Annotated in this window: 13 protein-coding genes; 5 read left to right on the top strand and 8 right to left on the bottom strand. The window is 70.0% G+C overall.

The window, feature by feature from the left end:
• Window positions 1-81 precede the first annotated feature (81 nt).
• A complete protein-coding gene (locus MFF55_RS18345) occupies window positions 82-576 on the top strand; it encodes a CAP domain-containing protein (protein ID WP_373874832.1) in 495 nt (164 codons plus the stop codon).
• Window positions 577-586: 10 nt separating this feature from the next.
• Here the strand turns inward: MFF55_RS18345 and MFF55_RS18350 are convergent, their stop codons facing one another.
• Together MFF55_RS18350 and MFF55_RS18355 are read right to left on the bottom strand one after the other, a co-directional pair.
• Window positions 587-1417 (bottom strand): OmpA/MotB family protein, encoded by an 831-nt coding sequence (locus tag MFF55_RS18350; protein ID WP_238245552.1) that lies wholly within the window; start codon window positions 1415-1417, stop codon window positions 587-589.
• 15 nt (window positions 1418-1432) lie between these two features.
• Window positions 1433-2206, bottom strand: coding sequence for a motility protein A (locus MFF55_RS18355; RefSeq protein WP_238245553.1), 774 nt, complete (start codon window positions 2204-2206; stop codon window positions 1433-1435).
• A 279-nt stretch (window positions 2207-2485) separates the two neighbouring features.
• Here MFF55_RS18355 and MFF55_RS18360 point away from each other — a divergent pair, with 279 nt between their 5' ends.
• Window positions 2486-4267, top strand: a complete 1782-nt coding sequence (locus MFF55_RS18360; RefSeq protein ID WP_238245554.1) for a glucan ABC transporter ATP-binding protein/ permease — start codon at window positions 2486-2488, stop codon at window positions 4265-4267.
• A gap of 362 nt (window positions 4268-4629) precedes the next feature.
• On the opposite strand, the gene MFF55_RS18365 is transcribed toward MFF55_RS18360, so the two are convergent.
• A complete protein-coding gene (locus tag MFF55_RS18365; protein ID WP_238245555.1) occupies window positions 4630-5514 on the bottom strand; it encodes a YihY/virulence factor BrkB family protein in 885 nt (294 codons plus the stop codon).
• A 182-nt stretch (window positions 5515-5696) separates the two neighbouring features.
• Between MFF55_RS18365 and MFF55_RS18370 the strand changes: the two genes are divergently transcribed.
• The gene (locus tag MFF55_RS18370) at window positions 5697-6575 is read left to right on the top strand and encodes a DMT family transporter (RefSeq protein ID WP_238245556.1); all 879 of its coding nucleotides are present in this window, start codon (window positions 5697-5699) and stop codon (window positions 6573-6575) included.
• A 112-nt stretch (window positions 6576-6687) separates the two neighbouring features.
• A complete protein-coding gene (locus tag MFF55_RS18375) occupies window positions 6688-8370 on the top strand; it encodes an acyl-CoA dehydrogenase family protein (protein WP_238245557.1) in 1683 nt (560 codons plus the stop codon).
• 120 nt (window positions 8371-8490) lie between these two features.
• Here MFF55_RS18375 and glgA read toward each other — a convergent pair whose 3' ends face one another.
• Window positions 8491-10032, bottom strand: coding sequence for a glycogen synthase GlgA (gene glgA, locus MFF55_RS18380; protein WP_238245585.1), 1542 nt, complete (start codon window positions 10030-10032; stop codon window positions 8491-8493).
• 457 nt (window positions 10033-10489) lie between these two features.
• Complete coding sequence (locus tag MFF55_RS18385) at window positions 10490-12082, bottom strand: alpha-amylase family glycosyl hydrolase (protein ID WP_238245558.1); 1593 nt, start codon at window positions 12080-12082, stop codon at window positions 10490-10492.
• 452 nt (window positions 12083-12534) lie between these two features.
• On the opposite strand from MFF55_RS18385, the gene MFF55_RS18390 reads away from it, so the two are divergent.
• A complete protein-coding gene (locus MFF55_RS18390; protein ID WP_238245559.1) occupies window positions 12535-15081 on the top strand; it encodes a glycogen/starch/alpha-glucan phosphorylase in 2547 nt (848 codons plus the stop codon).
• An 83-nt stretch (window positions 15082-15164) separates the two neighbouring features.
• Here MFF55_RS18390 and MFF55_RS18395 read toward each other — a convergent pair whose 3' ends face one another.
• From MFF55_RS18395 to leuS, 3 genes are all read right to left on the bottom strand, one after another.
• The gene (locus MFF55_RS18395; protein WP_238245560.1) at window positions 15165-16088 is read right to left on the bottom strand and encodes a ferredoxin reductase domain-containing protein; all 924 of its coding nucleotides are present in this window, start codon (window positions 16086-16088) and stop codon (window positions 15165-15167) included.
• 61 nt (window positions 16089-16149) lie between these two features.
• Window positions 16150-16530 (bottom strand): hypothetical protein, encoded by a 381-nt coding sequence (locus tag MFF55_RS18400; RefSeq protein ID WP_238245561.1) that lies wholly within the window; start codon window positions 16528-16530, stop codon window positions 16150-16152.
• A 367-nt stretch (window positions 16531-16897) separates the two neighbouring features.
• Window positions 16898-19492, bottom strand: coding sequence for a leucine--tRNA ligase (gene leuS, locus MFF55_RS18405; RefSeq protein ID WP_238245562.1), 2595 nt, complete (start codon window positions 19490-19492; stop codon window positions 16898-16900).
• Window positions 19493-19644 lie beyond the last annotated feature (152 nt).

Below are 19644 nucleotides of genomic sequence, written 5' to 3' on the forward strand. Positions count from 1 at the left end.
GAGGGACAGGGTGAGGGGCGTGCCCTGTCCGGAGAGTCTACTCCCCTCACCCCACCCCTCTCCCCTCGGGAGAGGGAGCCCGTGCGCATCCTCAAGATCGTGGCGTCGGGACTTCTGCCGGCGGCGCTTCTCACGGCCTGCGCCAATTCCTCCTCGGCGCCGCTGACCCTGCCGCCGCTCTACCTGCCGCTCACGACGAACACGGCGCAGCTCGACGCGGGCACGGCGCGCGACATGATTTCGTCCTACCGGAGCAACAAGGGCGTCGCCCCACTCGCGCTCGACCCGGATCTCCAGCGCCTCGCGGAAGCGGAGGCCGCCGCGATGGCGGCCGCCGACCGGCCGAGCAAGGCGCAGACCGTGAAGAGCGCGGTGGAGCGGCTCGGCTATTCCGCGGCCGAGGCCAATCTCTCGGCGGGCTACCACACGCTCGCCGAGGCCTTCTCCGGCTGGCGCGACAGCCCGGCCCACAATGCGGTGATGCTGAGCCCCGGAGCCACGCGCATGGGCATCGCCACGGCCTACGCGCCGAACTCGAAGTACAAGGTCTACTGGGCGCTGCTGGTCGCGAAGTGAGCGGCGCGCGCTACGGCACACCCTTGCGCGGCGTCGCCGCGGCTTCGCTGATGAGGGTGACGGTGACGCGCCGGTTCGACGAGAGATAGGGGTTGTCGGGGAACATCGGCTCGGTGTCGGCCTTGCCGGTGACCGAGGCGAAGCGGTCGTCGGGGACGCCGCTGCCCGCCAGGATCTCGCGCACGCTGATCGCCCGGTTGGCCGAGAGCTCCCAGGGCGGGGCCGGCGGGCGCGTGCCGGGCCGCGGCGTGGCGGTGTAGCCCGTGACCGCGATGCGGTTCGGCATCTTGCGGATCACGGGCGCCAGGCGCTCCAGCAGGCGGCGGGTGCGGTCGTTCGGCCGGCTCGAGCCTTCGGGGAACATCGAGCTGCCGTCCTGGTCGACGAGGGAGACGTCGAGGCCCCGCTTCGTCGGGGTGACGATGATGTTCTTCGAGAGCTCCGCGATCTCCGGCATGTCCTGCATCGCCTGGCGCAGGCTGGCCGCGGCGAGCCCGAAGGCCTCGGCATAGCCGCTGTCGGGGATGCCCTCGTCCATCAGCGCGTCGTTGCCCGGGGGCGTGGTCCGGTCGGAGACCTTGTCCATCGGCACGTCGCGCAGGTGCTGGAGCTTGTCGGCGCTCGGCATCCCGTCCTTCTCGATGATGCCGGAGAAGCGGGATTCCTTGTTGACGCCGAAGGCGTCGCGCATCGAGCCCGCCACCGCCTGGAGCTTCTTCTGGTCCTGCGTCGAGTAGGCGGCGATCATGACGAAGAAGCTCATGAGCAGCGCCATCAGGTCGGCGAAGGTCACGAACCAGCCGTGCCCGCCATGCGCCCCGCCGCGCTTCTTCTTGGCCACGGCGCGCGCCCCTCCTCAGGCCGCTTCGGCCGCGAGGTCTTCGCGGTGGTTGTGCGGCAGGTAGGCGATCAGCATCTCGCGCACGAGCGACGAGCTCTTCGAATCGCGGATGAGCAGGATGCCGTCGATGATGATCGAGCGGGAGACGTCCTCCTCCTCGAGCTTGACGTGCAGCTTGTCGGCGATCGGCAGGGTGATCATGTTCGCGAGCAGCGCCCCGTAGAGGGTGGCGAGCAGCGCGGTCGCCATGGCCGGCCCGAGCTTCGAGGGGTCGGACATGTTGGCGAACATGGTCACCATTCCGAGGATGGTGCCGATCATGCCCCAGGCCGGGGCGCAGTCCCCGAAGGCACGATAGATCTTCGAGCCCTCGTCGAGATGCATCAGGAAGTTGTCGCGGTCCCGCTCCATCGTGTCGCGGATGAACTCGCGGTCGTAGCCGTCGGCGATGTAGCGCGCGCCTTGCGCCAGGAACGGGTCCGAGATCTCCATGTTCTCGAGCGCCATCGGGCCGGACTTGCGCACCACGTCGGCGATCTTGGTGATCTCCTCGATCAGCTCCGGCGGCTTGATCGAGCGCATGGTGAAGGCGAAGCGCAGGCCCATCGGCAGGCCGTGGGCGATGGTCGAGAAGGGGAAGCGCATCATCGTCGCGGCCGTGGCGCCGCCGAAGATCACGATCACCGCGTGCTTGTCGAAATAGGCGGCGAAGTTGCCGCCATCGATCATGATCAGCGTGAAGACGGTGGCGAGGCCGCCGAGCAGGCCGACACCTGTTGCGAGATCCATGACGGGGTGCCTGAACGGCGGCGTTGAGGCCGCGTGAGTGGGCGCACCCGGAGGCGCTGCCTACAAGGGTTAGGGAATCGGGCTGAACGAACCGTAAAAAAGATCGCGCAGGGTCCTGCTTTCGTGTCATTCGCCGTTCAGGGAGCGCCTGCCATAAGCCGATCACGCCCAAGGGGTTGATGGCCGTCCGGCCAGCGAGAAGCCCTTGAGCGAAAGATTGAGCGTCAAGCCCGGGTCACACGGGCCGCGCGCAGGGTTGGCATCGGAGCGCTTTCCACCATGTCGCTGATTCGTCTGTACGCACGGGTCATGGGGCTTCTGGGTCCCGACCGGCGGCTCGCCGCCATGCTCGCCCTCGCCAACGTGGCGCTGGCGGTGGCGGCCTTCGCCGAGCCCCTGCTCATGGGGCGCATCATCGACAAGCTGACGCATCTCAACAGCGGCTCGAACACCTTCGCGACCCTGCTGCCGCTGATCGCGGCCTGGGTCGGGTTCGGCCTGTTCACGATCGCGGCCGGCGTCACCATCGCGCTCCACGCCGACCGGCTCGCCCACCGCCAGCGCCTCGCGGCGATGGCGAACTACTTCGAGCACGTCCTCGAACTGCCGCTCGCCTTCCACTCGGCGAACCATTCCGGCCGCGTCCTCAAGGCGATGCTGGAGGGCACGAACGGCATGTTCTGGCTCTGGCTCGGCTTCTTCCGCGACCACTTCGTCGCCGTGGTCTCGCTCGGCGTGCTCCTGCCGCTGACGCTGTTCGTCAACTGGCAGCTCGGCCTCATCCTCGTCGTGCTGGTCCTCGTCTTCACGGCGCTGACCACCTTCGTGATGCGCCGCACCGAGACCCTGCAGGGCCGGGTCGAGGCCTACCAGTCGGGCCTCGCCGAGCACGCCTCGGACGCGCTCGGCAACGTCGCGGTCATCCAGTCCTTCACTCGCGCCAAGGCCGAGAAGGACGCGATGCACGGCATCATCCGCAACCTGCTCGCGGCCCAGATCCCGGTCCTGTCCTGGTGGGCGCTCGCCAACGTGGCGACCCGCGCCTCGGCGACGCTGACCATGACCGCGATCTTCATCACCGGCATCGTGCTCCATCAGCACGGGATGGCCACGGTCGGCGAGGTCGTCGCCTTCATGAGCCTGGCCACCATGCTGGTCTCGCGCCTCGACCAGGTCGCCACCTGCATCAACGGCCTGTTCCAGCAGACCCCGAAGATCGCCGAGTATTTCGAGATCCTCGACACGATGCCGGCCGTCCACGACCGCCCGAACGCCCGCCAGGTCGCGCGGTTCGAGGGCGAGGTCTCCTTCGAGAACGTCGGCTTCTCCTACACGCCGCGCCGCAAGGCCGTGGACGACGTCTCCTTCACGGCGCAGGCCGGCGAGACGGTGGCGCTCGTGGGCACCACGGGCTCGGGCAAGTCGACGACGCTCGGCCTCCTGCACCGCGCCTTCGACCCGGAGAGCGGCGCGATCCGCATCGACGGCACCGACATCCGCGACATCGGCCTCTCGTCGCTGCGCCACAACATCGGGGTCGTCTTCCAAGAGCCGATGCTGTTCGCCCGCTCGATCCGCGAGAACCTTCAGGTCGGCCGCCCCGACGCGACCGATGCCGAGATGCTCGACGCGCTCGATCGTGCCCAGGCCACCGAGTTCATGGCCCGGCAGTCGGACGGCCTCGACACGATCATCGGCGAGCGCGGCCGCTCGCTGTCCGGCGGCGAGCGCCAGCGCCTCTCGATCGCCCGCGCGCTCCTCAAGAACCCGCCGGTGCTGATCCTCGATGAGGCGACGAGCGCGCTCGACGCCACCACCGAGCGCAAGCTCCAGGGCGCGCTGGAGGCCGTGATGGAGGGCCGCACCACCTTCGTCATCGCCCACCGCCTCGCGACGATCCGCAACGCCGACCGCATCCTCGTCTTCCACGAGGGCCGGATCGTCGAGTCGGGCAGCTTCGAGGAGCTGGTGGCCCAGAACGGCCGCTTCGCCGATCTCGCCCGGGCCCAGTTCATGGCCGGCGCGGCGGAAACGGACGAGGCGCTGCCGCTGGCCGCGTGAGGAAAGCGCTGACGTACTCTCCTCCCCCTTGTGGGGAGGAGTTGGAGGTGGGGGCGGCTGGGTGACCCGCCCGCTCACCAAGCGGAACCACCCCCACCCTCAACCCGTCCCCACAAGGTCGGACGATTGTAGATGGAGGTCTTCAACCCTCTTTGTCATTCCGGGGCGTTGTCAGGCGAGCCCGGAACCCAGAACCGCCGACATGGCAAGCTTGAGAACCGTCAGCGGTTCTGGGTTCCGGGCTCTGCTGCGCAGCCCCAGAATGACAAAGGGGGTGCCATAGAGGCCGCCGGCCAACGAGCCACCTCATCTGCAATCACCCTTCCCACAAGGGGGAGGGGAAAGCGCTCGACCCATCCTCGTCACAGCGGCCGCGCCTCCGCCTGCCGCGCCTGCATCTTGGCCTGGAGCCGCCGGCGCCGCGCGGCGATGACGGTGCCGTTGATCTCGCCGCCGAACAGGAACATCGCCGCCAGCCAGTAGAGGAAGACGAGGAACACCATCGCGGTGGCGAGCCCGCCATAGGTCGAGGCGTAGGCGCTGGAGAAGCGGTCGAGGTAGTAGCCGAAGCCGAGGCCGGCGAGGAACCACAGCATCAGCGTCACCGCGATGCCCGGCAGCACCGCCGCGAAGGAGCGCCGCCCGGCCGCGACGAACTTGTGCGCGATGACGAGGACGACGGCGATCAGCGTCGCGGTGATGGCGATGCGCGCGATCGCGACGGTGAGGCTCAGCGGTTCGAGGCCCGGCGCCACGTCGAGCACCTTGCGCCAGATCAGCGGCCCCAGCACGACGAGGAGCGCGAAGGCGAGCATCGCGAGCGCCCCGCAGACGACGTAGGCGATCGATTCCAGCCGCGTCAGCCACCAGGGTCGGCCCTCGCGCAACCCGTAGGCCCGGTTCAGCCCGACCCGCAGGCTCTCGACGCCCGAGGACGAGAAGTACAGGGCGAGCAGGGCGCCGAGCGTCAGCACCCCGCCGCGCTGCTCGGTGAGCACCCGGTGCATCTCGCCGACGATGGGGCTCGCGACCTCGCGGGGCCAGGCATCGAAGATGAGCACGCCGGCCTCGTCGGCGAGCGACTTCGAGCCGAACAGGCCGGCGAGCGCCGCGAGCAGGATCAGGAACGGAAACAGCGAGGTCAGGATCGAGAGCGCGATATGGCTCGCGATGGCCCAGCCGTCATGGGCGACGAAGCGTTGCGCGGCGATCGCCGCGACGTCGAGGCTGGCGCGGAGACGGGACACGGGCGACGGGGTTCTCCTCTCTGGCCGAAGGCGCGGAACCGGGCGGCGGCTCCGGCCCCTCGCGGGTCTCTACACGGCTTGGATGGAGTTGGCGTAACGCAATGCCCCGCGCAGGGCTCCCGCAGGATCGTCGCCGCCGCGGGTTGTCTTCGCCCCGCGGCTGTGGTGCCTGCGCCGCAACCATGTCCCACGGCCAGCGCACCCCCGCCCTCATTCCCGGCCTCTTCGTCCTGATCTGGGCGACGGGCTTCGTCGCCGCGCGCTTCGTGGTGCCCTACGCCGATCCCCTCAGCTTCGTCGGCATTCGCGTGACCGGGGTCGCCCTCGTCCTGGCTGGCCTCGCCTTCGCCACCGGCGCGCGCTGGCCCCGGGACCGCGCGGGCTGGCGCGATGCCCTGGTCGCGGGCGTGTTCATGCAGGGGCTCTACGTGATGGGCGTCTTCTGGGCGGTCGATCGCGGGCTGCCGGCCGGGATCGCGGCCCTCGTCGGCAGCCTGCAGCCGCTGCTGACCGCCATGCTCGCCGGGCCGCTGCTGGGCGAGCGCGTCAGCGGCCGGCGCTGGTTCGGCATCGTGACGGGCTTTGCCGGCGCCCTCCTCGTGCTCGCGCCCAAGCTCGGCGCGGTCGGCCCTTCCGGCATCCCGCTGCCCGCGCTCGGCATCTGCCTCGGCGCGATGGCGGCGATGACGCTCGGCACCCTCTGGCAGAAGCGCCAGGCCGGCGAGGCGGATCTGCTCGCCAACGCCACGATCCAGTTCCTCGCCGCGGCCGTTCTGTCGGCGCCGGTGGCGCTCGTCCTGGAGCCCGGGCATTTCGACCTCTCGGCCCCGTTCTGGTTCGGGCTCGCCTGGTCGATCCTCGTCAACTCGGTCGCCGGCATCCTGCTCCTGATGGTGCTGATCCGGCGCGGCGCTGTGGCGGGCGTCGCCTCGCTCTTCTTCCTCGTGCCGCCCGTCTCGGCCCTGATGGCCTACGGCCTGTTCGGCGAGGTGCTGGTGCCCCTGCAAATCGTAGGGATGGTCATCGCGGCGCTCGGCGTCGCCATCGCCAGTCGCGGCTGAATACAAAGTTCAATGCGGAGAGGCGCAAAGCTGCGGCGAAGCGCCTCTACAGTACCGGCAAACCTGCCTATAATGACTTGAAGCAGAGCCTTCTCTTTCAGCGAGCGAACTCATGTCCGCATCCCCCGCGATCTCCACGCAGCCGCAGGATCTCGTCAGCCTCGCCCGGGAGGCCGGCGAGGCCGCGATGGGCCTCGTCGCCGAGGCGACGCGCCGGGTGCGGACCAAGGTCCTGTCGGCCGAGGGCAAGGTCTCGGCCGAGAAGCTGGAGACCGAGCAGCACGCCGCCCACGGGCTGGCCTGGCTCGCGACCTACGGCGAGGGCGTGCGCGAGCTCGCCGCCTACGCGGCCCGGCTGCAGGAATCCGGGCAGCTCGGCGAGACCGAGACCCTGCTCGTGAGGATCGGGCTCGGCGAGTACCTCGACCAGATGTTCTCGGGCATCCCGATGAGCCAGGGCGAGATGGTGCGCCCGACGGGCTCCCTCGGGCTCGGCGCCCGCGAGGTCGCGAAGTTCCGCAACGCGGCGGTGGAGACGCTGATCGCCGAGGGCAACACGACGGAGAACCGCGCGGCGCTGGTCGCCCGCATCCGCGACAACGGCGGATCGGCCACGATCGGCCATTCCGGCCTCGACGAGGACATGGAGGCGATCCGCTCCGAGATGCGCCGCTTCGGCCTCGCCGAGGTCGCGCCGCACGCCCACGAATGGCACCTGAAGAACGACTACATCCCGATGGAGATCGTCACCAAGATGGCCGAGCTCGGCGTCTTCGGCCTGACCATCCCCGAGGAATACGGCGGCATGGGCCTGCCCAAGATCTCGATGTGCGTCGTCTCCGAGGAGCTCTCGCGCGCCTATATCGGCGTCGGCTCGCTCGGCACCCGCTCCGAGATCGCGGCCGAGCTCATCCTGTGCGGCGGCACCGAGGAGCAGAAGCAGCGCTTCCTGCCCGGCATCGCCTCGGGCGACATCCTGCCCACGGCCGTCTTCACCGAGCCGAACACCGGCTCCGACCTCGCAAGCTTGCGCACCAAAGCGGTCAAGGACGGCGACCACTGGACGATATCGGGCAACAAGACCTGGATCACGCACCCCGTGCGCGCGGACATCATGACCGTGCTGGTCCGCACCAAGCCCGAGGAGAAGGGCCATCGCGGCCTCTCGATGCTCATCGCCGAGAAGCCACGCGGCTCCGACGAGACCCCCTTTCCGGTCGAGGGCCTGTCGGGCGGCGAGATCGAGGTGCTCGGCTACCGCGGCATGAAGGAGTACGAGCTCGCCTTCGACGGGTTCAAGGTGCCGGCGGGCAACCTCCTCGGCGAGGTCGAGGGCAAGGGTTTCGCCCAGCTCATGCAGACCTTCGAATCCGCCCGCATCCAGACCGCGGCCCGCGCCGTCGGCGTCGCGCAATCGGCCCTCGATCTCGGCCTGCGCTACGCCGAGGAGCGGGTCCAGTTCGGCAAGGCGCTCGTGAACTTCCCCCGCGTCGCCGACAAGCTCGCGATGATGGCGGTGGAGATCAACATCGCCCGCCAGCTCACCTACTTCTCGGCCCGCGAGAAAGACGAGGGCAAGCGCTGCGACCTTGAGGCGGGCATGGCCAAGCTGCTCGGCGCCCGCGTTGCCTGGGCGGCGGCCGACAACGCCCTCCAGATCCACGGCGGCAACGGCTTCGCGCTGGAATATGCGGTGAGCCGCGTGCTCTGCGACGCCCGCATCCTCTCGATCTTCGAGGGCGCGGCCGAGATCCAGGCCCAGGTCATCGCGCGGCGATTGCTCGAAGCGGCGTGAGTTGGGCTTCTCCCGCCCCCTTGTGGGGAGGGATCGAGGGTGGGGGTGGCTGGGTGACCCTGTGTCGAGGCCAGCGGAGCCACCCCACCTCCAACTCCTCCCCACAAAGGAGGAGAGGCGCTAAGCCACCTGCCGTCGCAGGATCGGACCGTTGCCGAACGCCCGCGCATAGAGCGCCGAGTAGTTCATCGCCGCGCCATCCCAGCCGAACGAGCGCGACATCGCCCGGCGGCGCATGGCGTTGAGCCGCTTCTTCTGGGTGAAGGTTTCGAGCGCCCGGCGAATCGCTCCGGCGAAACCCTTCGGCGAGGCCTCGCCGAAGGTGAAGCCCGTCACGCCGTCCTCGACGGTGTCGGCGAGGCCCCCGGTGCGGCGCACGATCGGCAGGGAGCCAAAGCGCTGGGCGTACATCTGCGCGAGCCCGCAGGGCTCGAAGCGGGAGGGCATCAGCAGGAAGTCGCTGCCCGCGAACATCCGGCGGGCGTCCTTCTCCTGGAACCCGACATGGACCCCGACGGCATCGGGGCGACGCCGGGCGAGGTCGCGCAGCGCCCCCTCGAAGCGGCTCTCGCCCTGGCCGATCACCACGAGCTGGCCGCCCTCGGCCAGGATGGTCTCGGCGGCGGCGAGGCTGAGGTCGATCCCCTTCTGGTGGACGAGGCGCGAGACGATGGCGAAGAGTGGCCCGCGCGAGACCGCGAGGCCGAACTGGCGGCGCACGGTCTCGGCGTTGGCGCGCTTGCCCTTCCAGTCGTCGGCCTCGAACCGGGTGGCGAGGTGCGGGTCGGTGCGCGGGTCCCAGCTCTCGTCGATGCCGTTGAGGATTCCGGCCACCCGGCCCTGGCCGGCGCGGGTGCGCAGGAGCCCGTCGAGGCCGCAGCCCGCCTCCGGGGTCAGGATCTCGCGGGCATAGGTCTCGCTGACCGTGGTGACGTGCGAGGCGTAGAAGATGCCGGCCTTGAGGAAGGAGAGCTGCCCGTAGAACTCGACGCCGTCGATCTGGAAGGCGTCGTCGGGCACGCCGAGGCGGCCGAGCGCGTCGGTCGGGAAGAGGCCCTGGTAGGCGAGGTTGTGGATCGTCAGGACGCTCGGCACCCGCTCGCCGCCCCAGGCGAGGTAGGCCGGGGCGAGTGCCGCCTGCCAGTCGTTCAGGTGCAGGAGATCGGCCGCCCAGGCGGGATCGATGCCGCGCGCGATCTCGGCCGCCGCGAGGCTGAGGCGGGCGAAGCGCAAGTCGTTGTCGCGAAAATCGCCCGCGGCGTCGCCGTAGGGCGTCCCGTCCCGCTGGTAGAGGTCGAGGCTGAGGAGGACGTAGACCTTCAGACCGTCGCCCATCTCGACGAGGCCGAGATCGCAGGGCGGCACTCCGGCGCGGCCGGGAAGGTGGGCCACGACCGGGATCTGCTCGAAGCGGTCGACGACCTGCCGGTAGCCCGGGATCAGGACGCGCACGTCGTAGTGGCGGCGCAGCGCCCGCGGCAGCGAGCCGGCGACCTCCCCGAGGCCGCCCGTCTTCACGAAGTCGGCCATCTCCGGGGTGGCGTAGAGGATGCGGGAGCGCAGGCCCGCGGCGAGTGCCTGGCCAATCGGCCTGAGGGGATCGGCGTTCGTGGGCGGTGCTTCGTCCAACGCGTCGCGATCACCAGCCACCGCAGATGACATGCCGGGATACTCGCCTGTGAAGGTCCGCCTGGGCCGGGCGAGAGAGGCCATGATCGCCGCCGACATGGGAACGCTCCGAAGATCGCCTTGTTCCGCCGCAGTGCACAATCCAGGCCATGGTCACGGTTAAGTTTCCGTTGTTCCTTGCTGCAGTGCGGTTGTGTGTTTGGGCTGCTGGGTGGTCGCCGCCGACTTCCCCAGCGGTTGTCATTCCGGGGCGCCCCCCGGATTTGGCCTTCGGCCAGTCCAAGGACAGGCTCCGGCGAGCCCGGAACCCAGACACTCAGGTTGTGCTCCAGCTTGACGCGTTGGCGGCTCTGGGTTCCGGGTTCTGCTGCGCAGCCCCGGAATGACAAAGCGGGGCGGGCGAAGATGCTACGGCTGCGGGAACGCCGTCACCTGCGCTCTCTTTGCCGAACGAGCAGATGACTGGCCGAACCGGCCTATCTGGAGAGCGTCACGAACCTTCGGCGAGAAGCACCAGCCCCTCGTTCGCCGCGAGTTCGGCTTGCCGCGACAGCTTGGTGCGGGCCCGCCCCGCATGGGTCGAGAGGAGGATCGTCCAGCGCCTCCCCTCCGGCAGGGGCACGGCCCGTTCCTCGGCGCCGAAATTGAGCACCACGCGGATGGTGACCTCGCCGGCCGCCCGCTCGTAGGCGAAGACGTCCTCAATCCGGTCCTCGACCAGCCGGAAGCTGCCCACCGACAGGGCATCCTGCTCGCGGCGCAGGTGGAGCAGGTGGCGGTAGAGGGTCAGGATCGAGCCGGGATCGTCGCAGAGGGCCTCGACGTTGCGCGAGACGGCGTCCGGGCTCAGCGGCAGCCAGGGTTCGGCCTCGCTGAAGCCGGCATTCGGGCTCCCGTCCCACTGCATCGGCGTGCGTTCCGGGTCGCGGCCGTGGCCCGGCTCGTTGTGCTCCCACGGGTCCTGCACCCGGTCGGCCGGGATCGCGACATGCCCGAAGCCCAGCTCGTCGCCGTAATAGAGGGTCGGCGTGCCCCTCAGCGTCAGGAGCAGGATCGCGGCGATCCGCGCCTGGGCTTCGCCGACGCGCGCCGCGATGCGCGGGCGGTCGTGGTTGCCCAGCACCCAGTTCGGCCAGCCGCCCGGCGGCAGCGCCGCCTCGTAGGCCTCGACGACGGCCGCGATGGCGTCGGCCTGCCAGGGCGTCTGCAGGAGCTGGAAGTTGAAGGGCAGGTCGGCGGCCGAGAGGTCCGGCCCGTAATAGGTCACCAGCCGGTCGATCGGCAGGTAGATCTCGCCGATGAGCACGCGCTCGCCGTAAGGGGCCAGCACGCGGCGCATCCCGGCGATGACGTCCAGCACCTCGGGCTGGTCGGCGGAATGGACCTGCACGAAGCGGTTGATCTCCGGCTCGCCCGGCAGGCAGGCGGGGTTCTCCGGATTGTCGCGAAAGCCCTCGTCCTTGATCAGGTGCCAGATCACGTCAACCCGGAACCCGTCGACGCCGCGCTCCAGCCAGAAGCGCAGCGCCTCGTGCATGGCCTCGCGCACCGCCGGGTTGCGCCAGTTGAGGTCGGGCTGCTCGCGCAGGAAGGCGTGGTAATAGTACTGGCCCGTGGCCTCGTCGCGGGTCCAGGCCAGCCCCCCGAAATTGCTGATCCAGTTGTTGGGCGGGCCGCCATCGGGCGCCGGATCGCGCCAGATGTACCAGTCGCGCTTGGGGTTCTCGCGGGAGGCGCGGCTCTCCTCGAACCAGGGGTGCGCGATCGAGGAATGGTTGGGCACGAAGTCGAGGATGACCTTGAGCCGCCGCCGATGGGCCTCCGCCACGAGCTCGTCGAAATCGGCCAGCGTCCCGAACAGCGGGTCGACCCCGCAATAATCGGCCACGTCGTAGCCGAAATCCGCCATGGGCGAGGGATAGAAGGGCGAGATCCAGAGGGCGTCGACGCCGAGCCAGGCGAGGTAGTCGAGCCGCTGCGTGATGCCCTTGAGGTCGCCGACCCCGTCGCCGTTCGTGTCCTGGAACGAGCGCGGATAGACCTGATAGACGGTCCCGCGCTTCCACCAGACCGTCTCCGCCATGCGTCGCTCCCCGAGCCATCCTCGCGCCGGGGCTTTCCTAACGATTGTCGATCGGCGAGGCGACCCGTCCGTCGCCCCTGGCCTTGTCCTGTCTTCCCGGGCCGGGGTCGTCCGTCCCGTGCCGGTGTGGCTTTTTTCGACAGCCCGGCAGCCTTCTCTCGGCCGATGTACGGGCCGTTCATCCGATGGTGCGATTCAAGGAGATATCAAGGCGAGGTCGGACAAAATTGCGCCGCGCCCGCATGCGACATTCTTAACCTGTGTCGATCGTGACACAGCGTCCGGGCACAACGTTTGCAGACCGGGCTCCAGACCCGCGCCGCCTCGACATGGCGGCGCCCTGGACCCACGATGCCGGCGGGATGCAGCGAGATCCGACCACCGCCGCCAGAAGCGGGGTGGGTTTCGCAGCGTTGTTTCGCGCTTCGGCCGCGATACTGGGGGAACTGCACGTGCTGAACGATGTCCTGATCGCGCCCAAGAGCGGCGCTGCGACCGCCAAGGCCGCGCCTTCCGCCAGCCGGCGCCCCATCGAAGCACCCCCCAACGCGACCTGGGCGGCGCCCGCCAAGGCAACGTCGGGCGATCCCGTCGCCGACCTGCGCGAGGCGATCCTGGGCAAGCTCGCCTACGTCATCGGCAAGACTCCGGCGACCGCCCGCGAGCGCGACTGGTTCGCCGCCACCGCCCTGGCGCTGCGCGACCGCATCGTCGACGCCTGCATGGATTCGAGCGCCAAGGCGATCCCGCACAAGCGCGTCTATTACCTCTCCCTGGAATTCCTGATCGGGCGGCTCCTGTCCGACGCCATGAACAATCTCGGTCTCGTGGAGACGACGCGGGCCGCGCTGAAGGACCTCGGCGTCGATCTCGGCGACGTGGAGGCGGCCGAGCCCGACGCGGCGCTCGGCAATGGCGGCCTCGGCCGCCTCGCTGCCTGCTTCATGGAGAGCATGGCGAGCCTCTCGATTCCGGCGATCGGCTACGGCATCCGCTACGACCACGGCCTGTTCAAGCAGTCGCTCGAGGACGGCTGGCAGAAGGAGGCCCCCGAGACCTGGCTCGCCGAGGGCAATCCTTGGGAGTTCGCCCGGCCGGAATCGACCTACACGATCGGCTTCGGCGGCCACGTCACCATGTCGGCGATCTCGGAGGGCGTGATCCGCCGCCACTGGCAGCCGGCCGAGACGGTGCTCGCCGTCGCCCACGACGTGCCCGTCGTCGGCTGGCGGGGCAAGCACGTCAACACGCTGCGCCTCTGGAAGGCCGAGGCCGAGGCGCCCGTCGAGCTCGCCCGCTTCAACGGCGGCGATCATGTCGGCGCGGTGTCCGCCCGCGCCCGGGCCGAGGCGATCTCGCGGGTGCTCTACCCCAGCGATTCCTCGGATGCCGGCCAGGAGCTGCGCCTGCGCCAGGAATACTTCTTCACCTCGGCCTCGCTGCAGGATCTCGTCCGCCGCCACGTCACCGAGCGCGGCGACCTGCGCACGCTGCCCGACCACGCCGCGATCCAGCTCAACGACACCCATCCGGCGATCGCCGTGCCCGAGCTGATGCGGCTCCTCCTCGAGGATCACGGCCTCGTCTGGGAGGATGCCTGGCACATCACGACGAACACCCTGGGCTACACCAACCACACCCTCCTGCCGGAGGCGCTTGAGACCTGGTCGGTCGAGCTGATGGAGCGGCTGCTGCCGCGCCACATGCAGATCATCTATCTCATCAACTGGATGCACCTGGAGGAGCAGGGCCGCCACGGCCGGGCCGATGCCGCCCATCTCGCCTCCGTCTCGTTGATCGACGAATCCCACGGCAAGCGCGTGCGCATGGGCCACCTCGCCTTCCACGGCGCGCGGCGGGTCAACGGCGTTTCGGCGCTCCACACCGACCTGATGCGCTCGACGGTGTTCAAGGACCTGCACGCGCTGGACACCGACAAGATCGTCAACAAGACCAACGGCATCACCTTCCGCCGCTGGCTGCACAACGCCAACCCGGACCTGACCAGGCTCGCCGTCGAGGCGGTGGGCGCCCGCGTCCTCGACGATCCGGAGGCCCTGCAGGGCCTCGCCGACTACGCGGGCGATGCCGGCTTCCAGGCCCGCTACGCGGCCGTGCGGCGCTCCCGCAAGGAGGCGCTCGCCCGGATCGTGACGGACCGCACCGGCATCAGCATCGATCCCTCCGCCCTGTTCGACGTCCAGATCAAGCGCATCCACGAGTATAAGCGCCAGCTCCTGAACGTCGTCGAGACCGTGGCGCTCTACCAGGCGATCAAGGCCGATCCGAACCGGGACTGGACGCCGCGGGTGAAAATCTTCGGCGGCAAGGCGGCGCCGAGCTACGTCCAGGCCAAGCTCATCATCAAGCTCGCCTGCGACGTCGCGAAGGTCGTCAACGACGATCCGGACGTGGCCGGCCGCCTCAAGGTCGTGTTCCTGCCGAACTACTCGGTGAGCCTCGCCGAGGCGATCATCCCGGCCGCCGACCTCTCCGAGCAGATCTCGACGGCCGGCATGGAGGCCTCGGGAACCGGCAACATGAAGCTGGCCCTCAACGGCGCGCTCACCATCGGCACGCTGGACGGCGCCAATATCGAGATCCGCGACCATGTGGGTGCGGAGAACATCTTCATCTTCGGCCTCGACGCGGCGGGCGTCCAGGCGCGCGCGGCCGAGCCCGGCTACCCGGCCAAGGCGATCGCGGCCTCGCCGCGCCTCGCCGCGGCCCTGGACCTGATCGGCTCCGGCGGCTTCTCGCCCGACGATCGCAGCCGCTTCCGGCCGCTCGTCGACGACCTGCGCCACAACGATCGCTACCTGCTCACCGTCGATTTCGACGATTACTGGCGGGTGCAGCGCGAGGTCGACGACGCCTGGAACAAGCCGAAGGCCTGGTGGCGCTCGGCCATCCTCAACACGGCCCGGATGGCCTGGTTCTCCTCGGACCGCTCGATGCGGGAATATGCCGAGGAGATCTGGCGGGTTCGGGTAGGGTGAGGCGCGCGGCGCTCTCCTCCCCCCTGTGGGGAGGGGACGCGCTCATTGTGGCCAAGCTGTTTGACGGGATAGGTTTTCGGCCGTCAGGCCCCGAGTGAGGCCGGATAGCACCGCGCCCCGACCGAGGCGGCCAGCACCTCGACGGCTCCGACCGTCGCCGCATCCCCGGCCACGTGAACCACGTCCGTCGCGCGCAGCGAGGGGAGGTGGGCGGTCAACGGTCCCGGCCGCACGTCCGGCGGGCGCTGGCGGTGCCGGTCCGCCACGAGGACGAGGCGGGCGAGGCCCGTCGCCCGAAGCCAGTCGAGGGACGGGCGCATGTAGAGGTCGAGAGGGTCGCGGGCACCCGCGATGAGGACGACCTCGCGGGCCGGCTCGATGTAGCGGGCGGCGTGCGCGATGACCCAGATCGCGGCAAAGCCGGTGCCGCTCGCCACGAGGACGAGGCGGCCGCCGCCGGGCCGGTAATGACCCCGCCCGACCGGACCCTTCACCTTGACCGGATGCCCTAGCGCCATTCCGTCCGCGAGGGCCGCGGCGACGGGGCCCTGGTCGCGGGCGAGGTGGAAGACGAGCTCGTTCAGCTCCGCCGCGCCGTCGACCCGCAGGGTCGGGCTCAAGGTGAGCGGCTCGAAACCCTCGAACGTGACGACGACCTGGTGGCCCGGCTCGTAGGCCAGGCGTCGGGTCAGGGTCACCACCACCTCGAACACGCGCGGGCCGAGCGCCCGGACCTGCGTGAGCGTTCCGGCGCGCCGGACCTGCGGCACGGGCGCGGTTTCGCGGCGGGGGAGGAGGCTCGCGTCGGCGGAGCTCGGGCGGGGCAGGTCGAGCCGGTCCGCCTCGCCGCGATGGCCGCGCGCCCCGAGGCGGCGAGCCGCCGGCGCCGCGCCCTGGCCGGACATCGGTGCGATCATGCCCTCGGCCAGCGCCGCCTCGACCGGCATGTCGCCCGTGGCGATGCGGACGGACTTGCCGTTGACGACGAGCGAGCAGCGGGCGCTCATGGCCGTCTCCCGGTTGTGTGACGTGGGACCTGACGGGCGGATCTTGCCTGCGGGACCGCGCTCAACGCGGCGCGTGGAGCAGCCGGTCGACCAGGGTCGCCCAGCGGTCGCGGGTAGCGCGGGCGTCGTCCAGCACGGGACCCGGCGTCGCGACGTCCTCGATGCAGGCGCGCAGGCGCGCGGTCTCGCGGCGCTCGGCCTCAAGCACCGCCTTCATCAGCGTCATCTCGGTGCGCAGGCGGGCGAGCTCGCCGGAGACGGCGGGTTCGACCTCCTCGCGCGGCGCCTCGACCGCGGCCGCGGCCGGCTCGGGCTGCGTCACGACGGTCTCGGCCGGGATCACCGCGCTTCCGCGCGCGTCGATGCGGATGGGGCGCGCCACCAGACGCCGCACGATCTCGGAGCTCAGCTCCCTGTGCACCTGCAGCGCCGCCTCGGCCATCGTACCCGTCTCCGCCTGATCGATCCGGCCGCCCGGAGGGAGCCGAACCCGAGTCGACGATGCGCGATCATGGTTAAGGGAGGCTTAAGCGTATCGGAGAGAAGCGGTTTTCGGGGGCTTGGCGTCAGGCGGGACTTTGCGGGCGGAGGGGCGGAGAGCGCCCTCAAATGGATCGGCGAGGCGGGCAACAAACCAAGCTTGTCATCCCGGGGCGCCGCAGGCGAGCCCGGGACCCAGAGCCGCTGACAATGCTTCAGCTTGCCGCGTCAGCGGTTCTGGGTTCCGGGCTCCGCTACGCGGCCCCGGAATGACAAATCGGGGTGGCCTGCAGTTCGCACGGACGCTGAACCGGATCCGCCCCAATCCCTCACACCACCAGGTTCACGATCCGTCCCGGCACCACGATGACCTTGCGCGGGACCCGGCCCTCGAGCGCCCGCCGCACCTCCTCGGAGGTCAGCACCAGGGCCTCGACCGTCGCATTGTCGGCGTCGCGAGGCACGGTGACGTCCGCGCGCTTCTTGCCGTTGAGCTGAACGGGGAGGGTGACGCTGTCCTCCACGAGCAGGTCCCGCTCCACCGCCGGCCAGGGGGCCTGCGCCACGAGGCCCTCGCGGCCGAGCGCCCGCCAGCATTCCTCGGCGAGGTGGGGCATCATCGGAGCGATGAGCTGGACGAGGATGCCGGCGGCCTCGTCCGCCGCTCCCACCGAGACCGGGCCCTTCAGCGCCTCTTCCAGCGCGTTGGCCAGGGTGTAGATGTGCGCCACGCAGCGGTTGAAGCGCAGGCGCTCGACATCCTCCTCCACCGCGGCGAGCGCCTTGTGGGCGGCCTTGCGCAGGCCTGAATCCGCGCCGCCGGCACCTGAGGCGGAGGCGGCCGCCGAGACGAGCCGCCAGACCCGCTGCACGAAGCGGGCGGCGCCCTGCACGCCCTCCTCGCTCCAGATCACGTCGCGCTCCGGCGGCGAGTCCGAGAGCATGAACCAGCGGGCGGTGTCGGCGCCGTAGCTCGCGATGATGTCGTCGGGATCGACCACGTTCCGCTTCGACTTCGACATCTTCTCGATGGCGCCGATGGCGAGCGGCTCGTTCGTCCGCACGTGGATGGCCCGGCGCTCGCCCGCCTCGCTGGCGATGCGGATCTCCGCCGGCGCCACCCAGGCGCCGGCCGCGTCCTTGTAGGTCTCGTGGACGACCATGCCCTGGGTGAAGAGCCCGCCGAAGGGCTCGGAGACCCCGGACCAGCCCGTCGCCTGCATCGCCCGCATGAAGAAGCGGGCGTAGAGCAGGTGCAGGATCGCGTGCTCGATGCCGCCGATATACTGGTCGACGGCGAGCCAGCGGTCGACGGCCACCCGGTCGGTGGGTGCATCCGAGAGCCAGGGCGCCGTGAAGCGGGCGTAGTACCAGGACGAGTCGACGAAGGTGTCCATCGTGTCGGTCTCGCGGCGCGCCGGCGCGCCGCAGGCCGGGCAGGGGACCGCGCGCCAGGCTTCGTCGCGCTCCAGCGGATTGCCGGGCACGTCGAAGGAGACGTGCTCGGGCAGCGCGACCGGCAGGTCGGCGACGGGCACCGGCACGGGGCCGCAATCGGCGCAATGGATGATCGGGATCGGGCAGCCCCAGTAGCGCTGGCGCGAGACGCCCCAGTCGCGGAGCCGAAACTGCACCTTGCGCTCGCCCACGGGCGCACTGGCCAGCACTTCGTTCTCCAGCCGGTTCGCCACGGCCTTGAAGGCCTCGTCGGTGGTCATGCCGTCGAGGAAGCGGGAATTGATCATCCGCCCCTCGCCGTCGAAAGCCGTGTCGGTGATGACGAAGCTCTGCGCGTCCTGCCCCTCGGGGCAGACCACCGGCGTGTTGCCGAGGCCGTACTTGTTGGAAAAGTCGAGGTCGCGCTGGTCGTGGGCCGGGCAGCCGAAGACGGCGCCGGTGCCGTATTCCATCAGCACGAAATTCGCGACGTAGACCGGCAGCAGCCAGGCCGGGTCGAGGGGGTGGCGGACCTTGAGCCCCGTGTCGAACCCGAGCTTTTCGGCCGTGTCGATGGCGGCCTGGGCGGTGCCGATGCGGCGGCATTCCTCGATGAAGGCCTGGAGATCGGGGGAGGAGGCCGCGACCTGCGCCGCGATCGGGTGGTCGGCCGCCACCGCCAGGAACCGCGCGCCGAACAGGGTGTCGGGGCGCGTCGTGTAGACCTTGATCTCGCCGTCCCGGCCGTCGAGCGCGAAGCGGACCTCCAGCCCCTCCGAGCGGCCGATCCAGTTCCGCTGCATCACGCGGACCTTCTCGGGCCAGCGCTCCAGCCCGTCGAGCGCGTCGTAGAGGTCCTGCGCGAAATCGGTGATCTTGAAGAACCACTGGGTCAGCTCGCGGCTCTCGACGAGCGCGCCCGAGCGCCAGCCGCGCCCGTCGATGACCTGCTCGTTGGCGAGCACGGTGTGGTCGACCGGGTCCCAATTCACCTTCGCCGTGCGGCGGGTGACGAGGCCCTTGCCCAGGAAATCCAGGAACATGCGCTGCTGGTGCTTGTAGTAGGCGGGGTCGCAGGTCGCGATCTCGCGGCTCCAGTCGAGCGACAGGCCCATGGCCTGGAGCTGGGCGCGCATGGTGGCGATGTTGGCGTAGGTCCAGTCGCGCGGGTTGACGCCCCGCTCCATCGCGGCGTTCTCGGCGGGCAGGCCGAAGGCGTCCCAGCCCATCGGGTGGAGCACGTTGAAGCCCCGCGCCCGCTTGTAGCGCGCCACCACGTCGCCCATCGCGTAGTTGCGCACGTGGCCCATATGGATGCGCCCCGACGGGTAGGGGAACATCTCGAGCACGTAGTATTTCGGGCGCGGGTCGTCGTTCTTCGTCTCGTAGATCCGGGCCTGCGCCCAGGCCGCCTGCCAGCGCGGCTCGGCATCCTTGGCGTTGTAGCGCTCGGGCGCCGTCGGGGAGGGATGTGCGGAATCGGTCATCGAGGGGCGCCGGGATCAGCGAGGGGAGGAGCGGGCCCGCGCGGGGCGTCGCGGGCACCTAGCATATCCGCGCGGCGAAGGGTCAACGCTGAGGCGGTTCAGCGGGGCTCCGAGTTCGGGTGAGCGGCAAGCTCTTCGCGCAAGGCATATCC

Origin of the sequence: Methylobacterium iners (genome assembly GCF_022179305.1) — a bacterium.
Classification (GTDB): domain Bacteria; phylum Pseudomonadota; class Alphaproteobacteria; order Rhizobiales; family Beijerinckiaceae; genus Methylobacterium; species Methylobacterium iners.

Excerpts from the sequence above, each read along its gene's own strand:
- MFF55_RS18375 (WP_238245557.1), top strand. The coding sequence starts at position 6,688 with ATGTCCGCATCCCCCGCGATCTCCACGCAGCCGCAGGATCTCGTCAGC.
- glgA (WP_238245585.1), bottom strand. The coding sequence starts at position 10,032 with ATGTCATCTGCGGTGGCTGGTGATCGCGACGCGTTGGACGAAGCACCG.
- leuS (WP_238245562.1), bottom strand. The coding sequence starts at position 19,492 with ATGACCGATTCCGCACATCCCTCCCCGACGGCGCCCGAGCGCTACAAC.
- MFF55_RS18360 (WP_238245554.1), top strand. The coding sequence starts at position 2,486 with ATGTCGCTGATTCGTCTGTACGCACGGGTCATGGGGCTTCTGGGTCCC.
- MFF55_RS18395 (WP_238245560.1), bottom strand. The coding sequence starts at position 16,088 with ATGAGCGCCCGCTGCTCGCTCGTCGTCAACGGCAAGTCCGTCCGCATC.
- MFF55_RS18355 (WP_238245553.1), bottom strand. The coding sequence starts at position 2,206 with ATGGATCTCGCAACAGGTGTCGGCCTGCTCGGCGGCCTCGCCACCGTC.
- MFF55_RS18400 (WP_238245561.1), bottom strand. The coding sequence starts at position 16,530 with ATGGCCGAGGCGGCGCTGCAGGTGCACAGGGAGCTGAGCTCCGAGATC.
- MFF55_RS18385 (WP_238245558.1), bottom strand. The coding sequence starts at position 12,082 with ATGGCGGAGACGGTCTGGTGGAAGCGCGGGACCGTCTATCAGGTCTAT.
- MFF55_RS18370 (WP_238245556.1), top strand. The coding sequence starts at position 5,697 with ATGTCCCACGGCCAGCGCACCCCCGCCCTCATTCCCGGCCTCTTCGTC.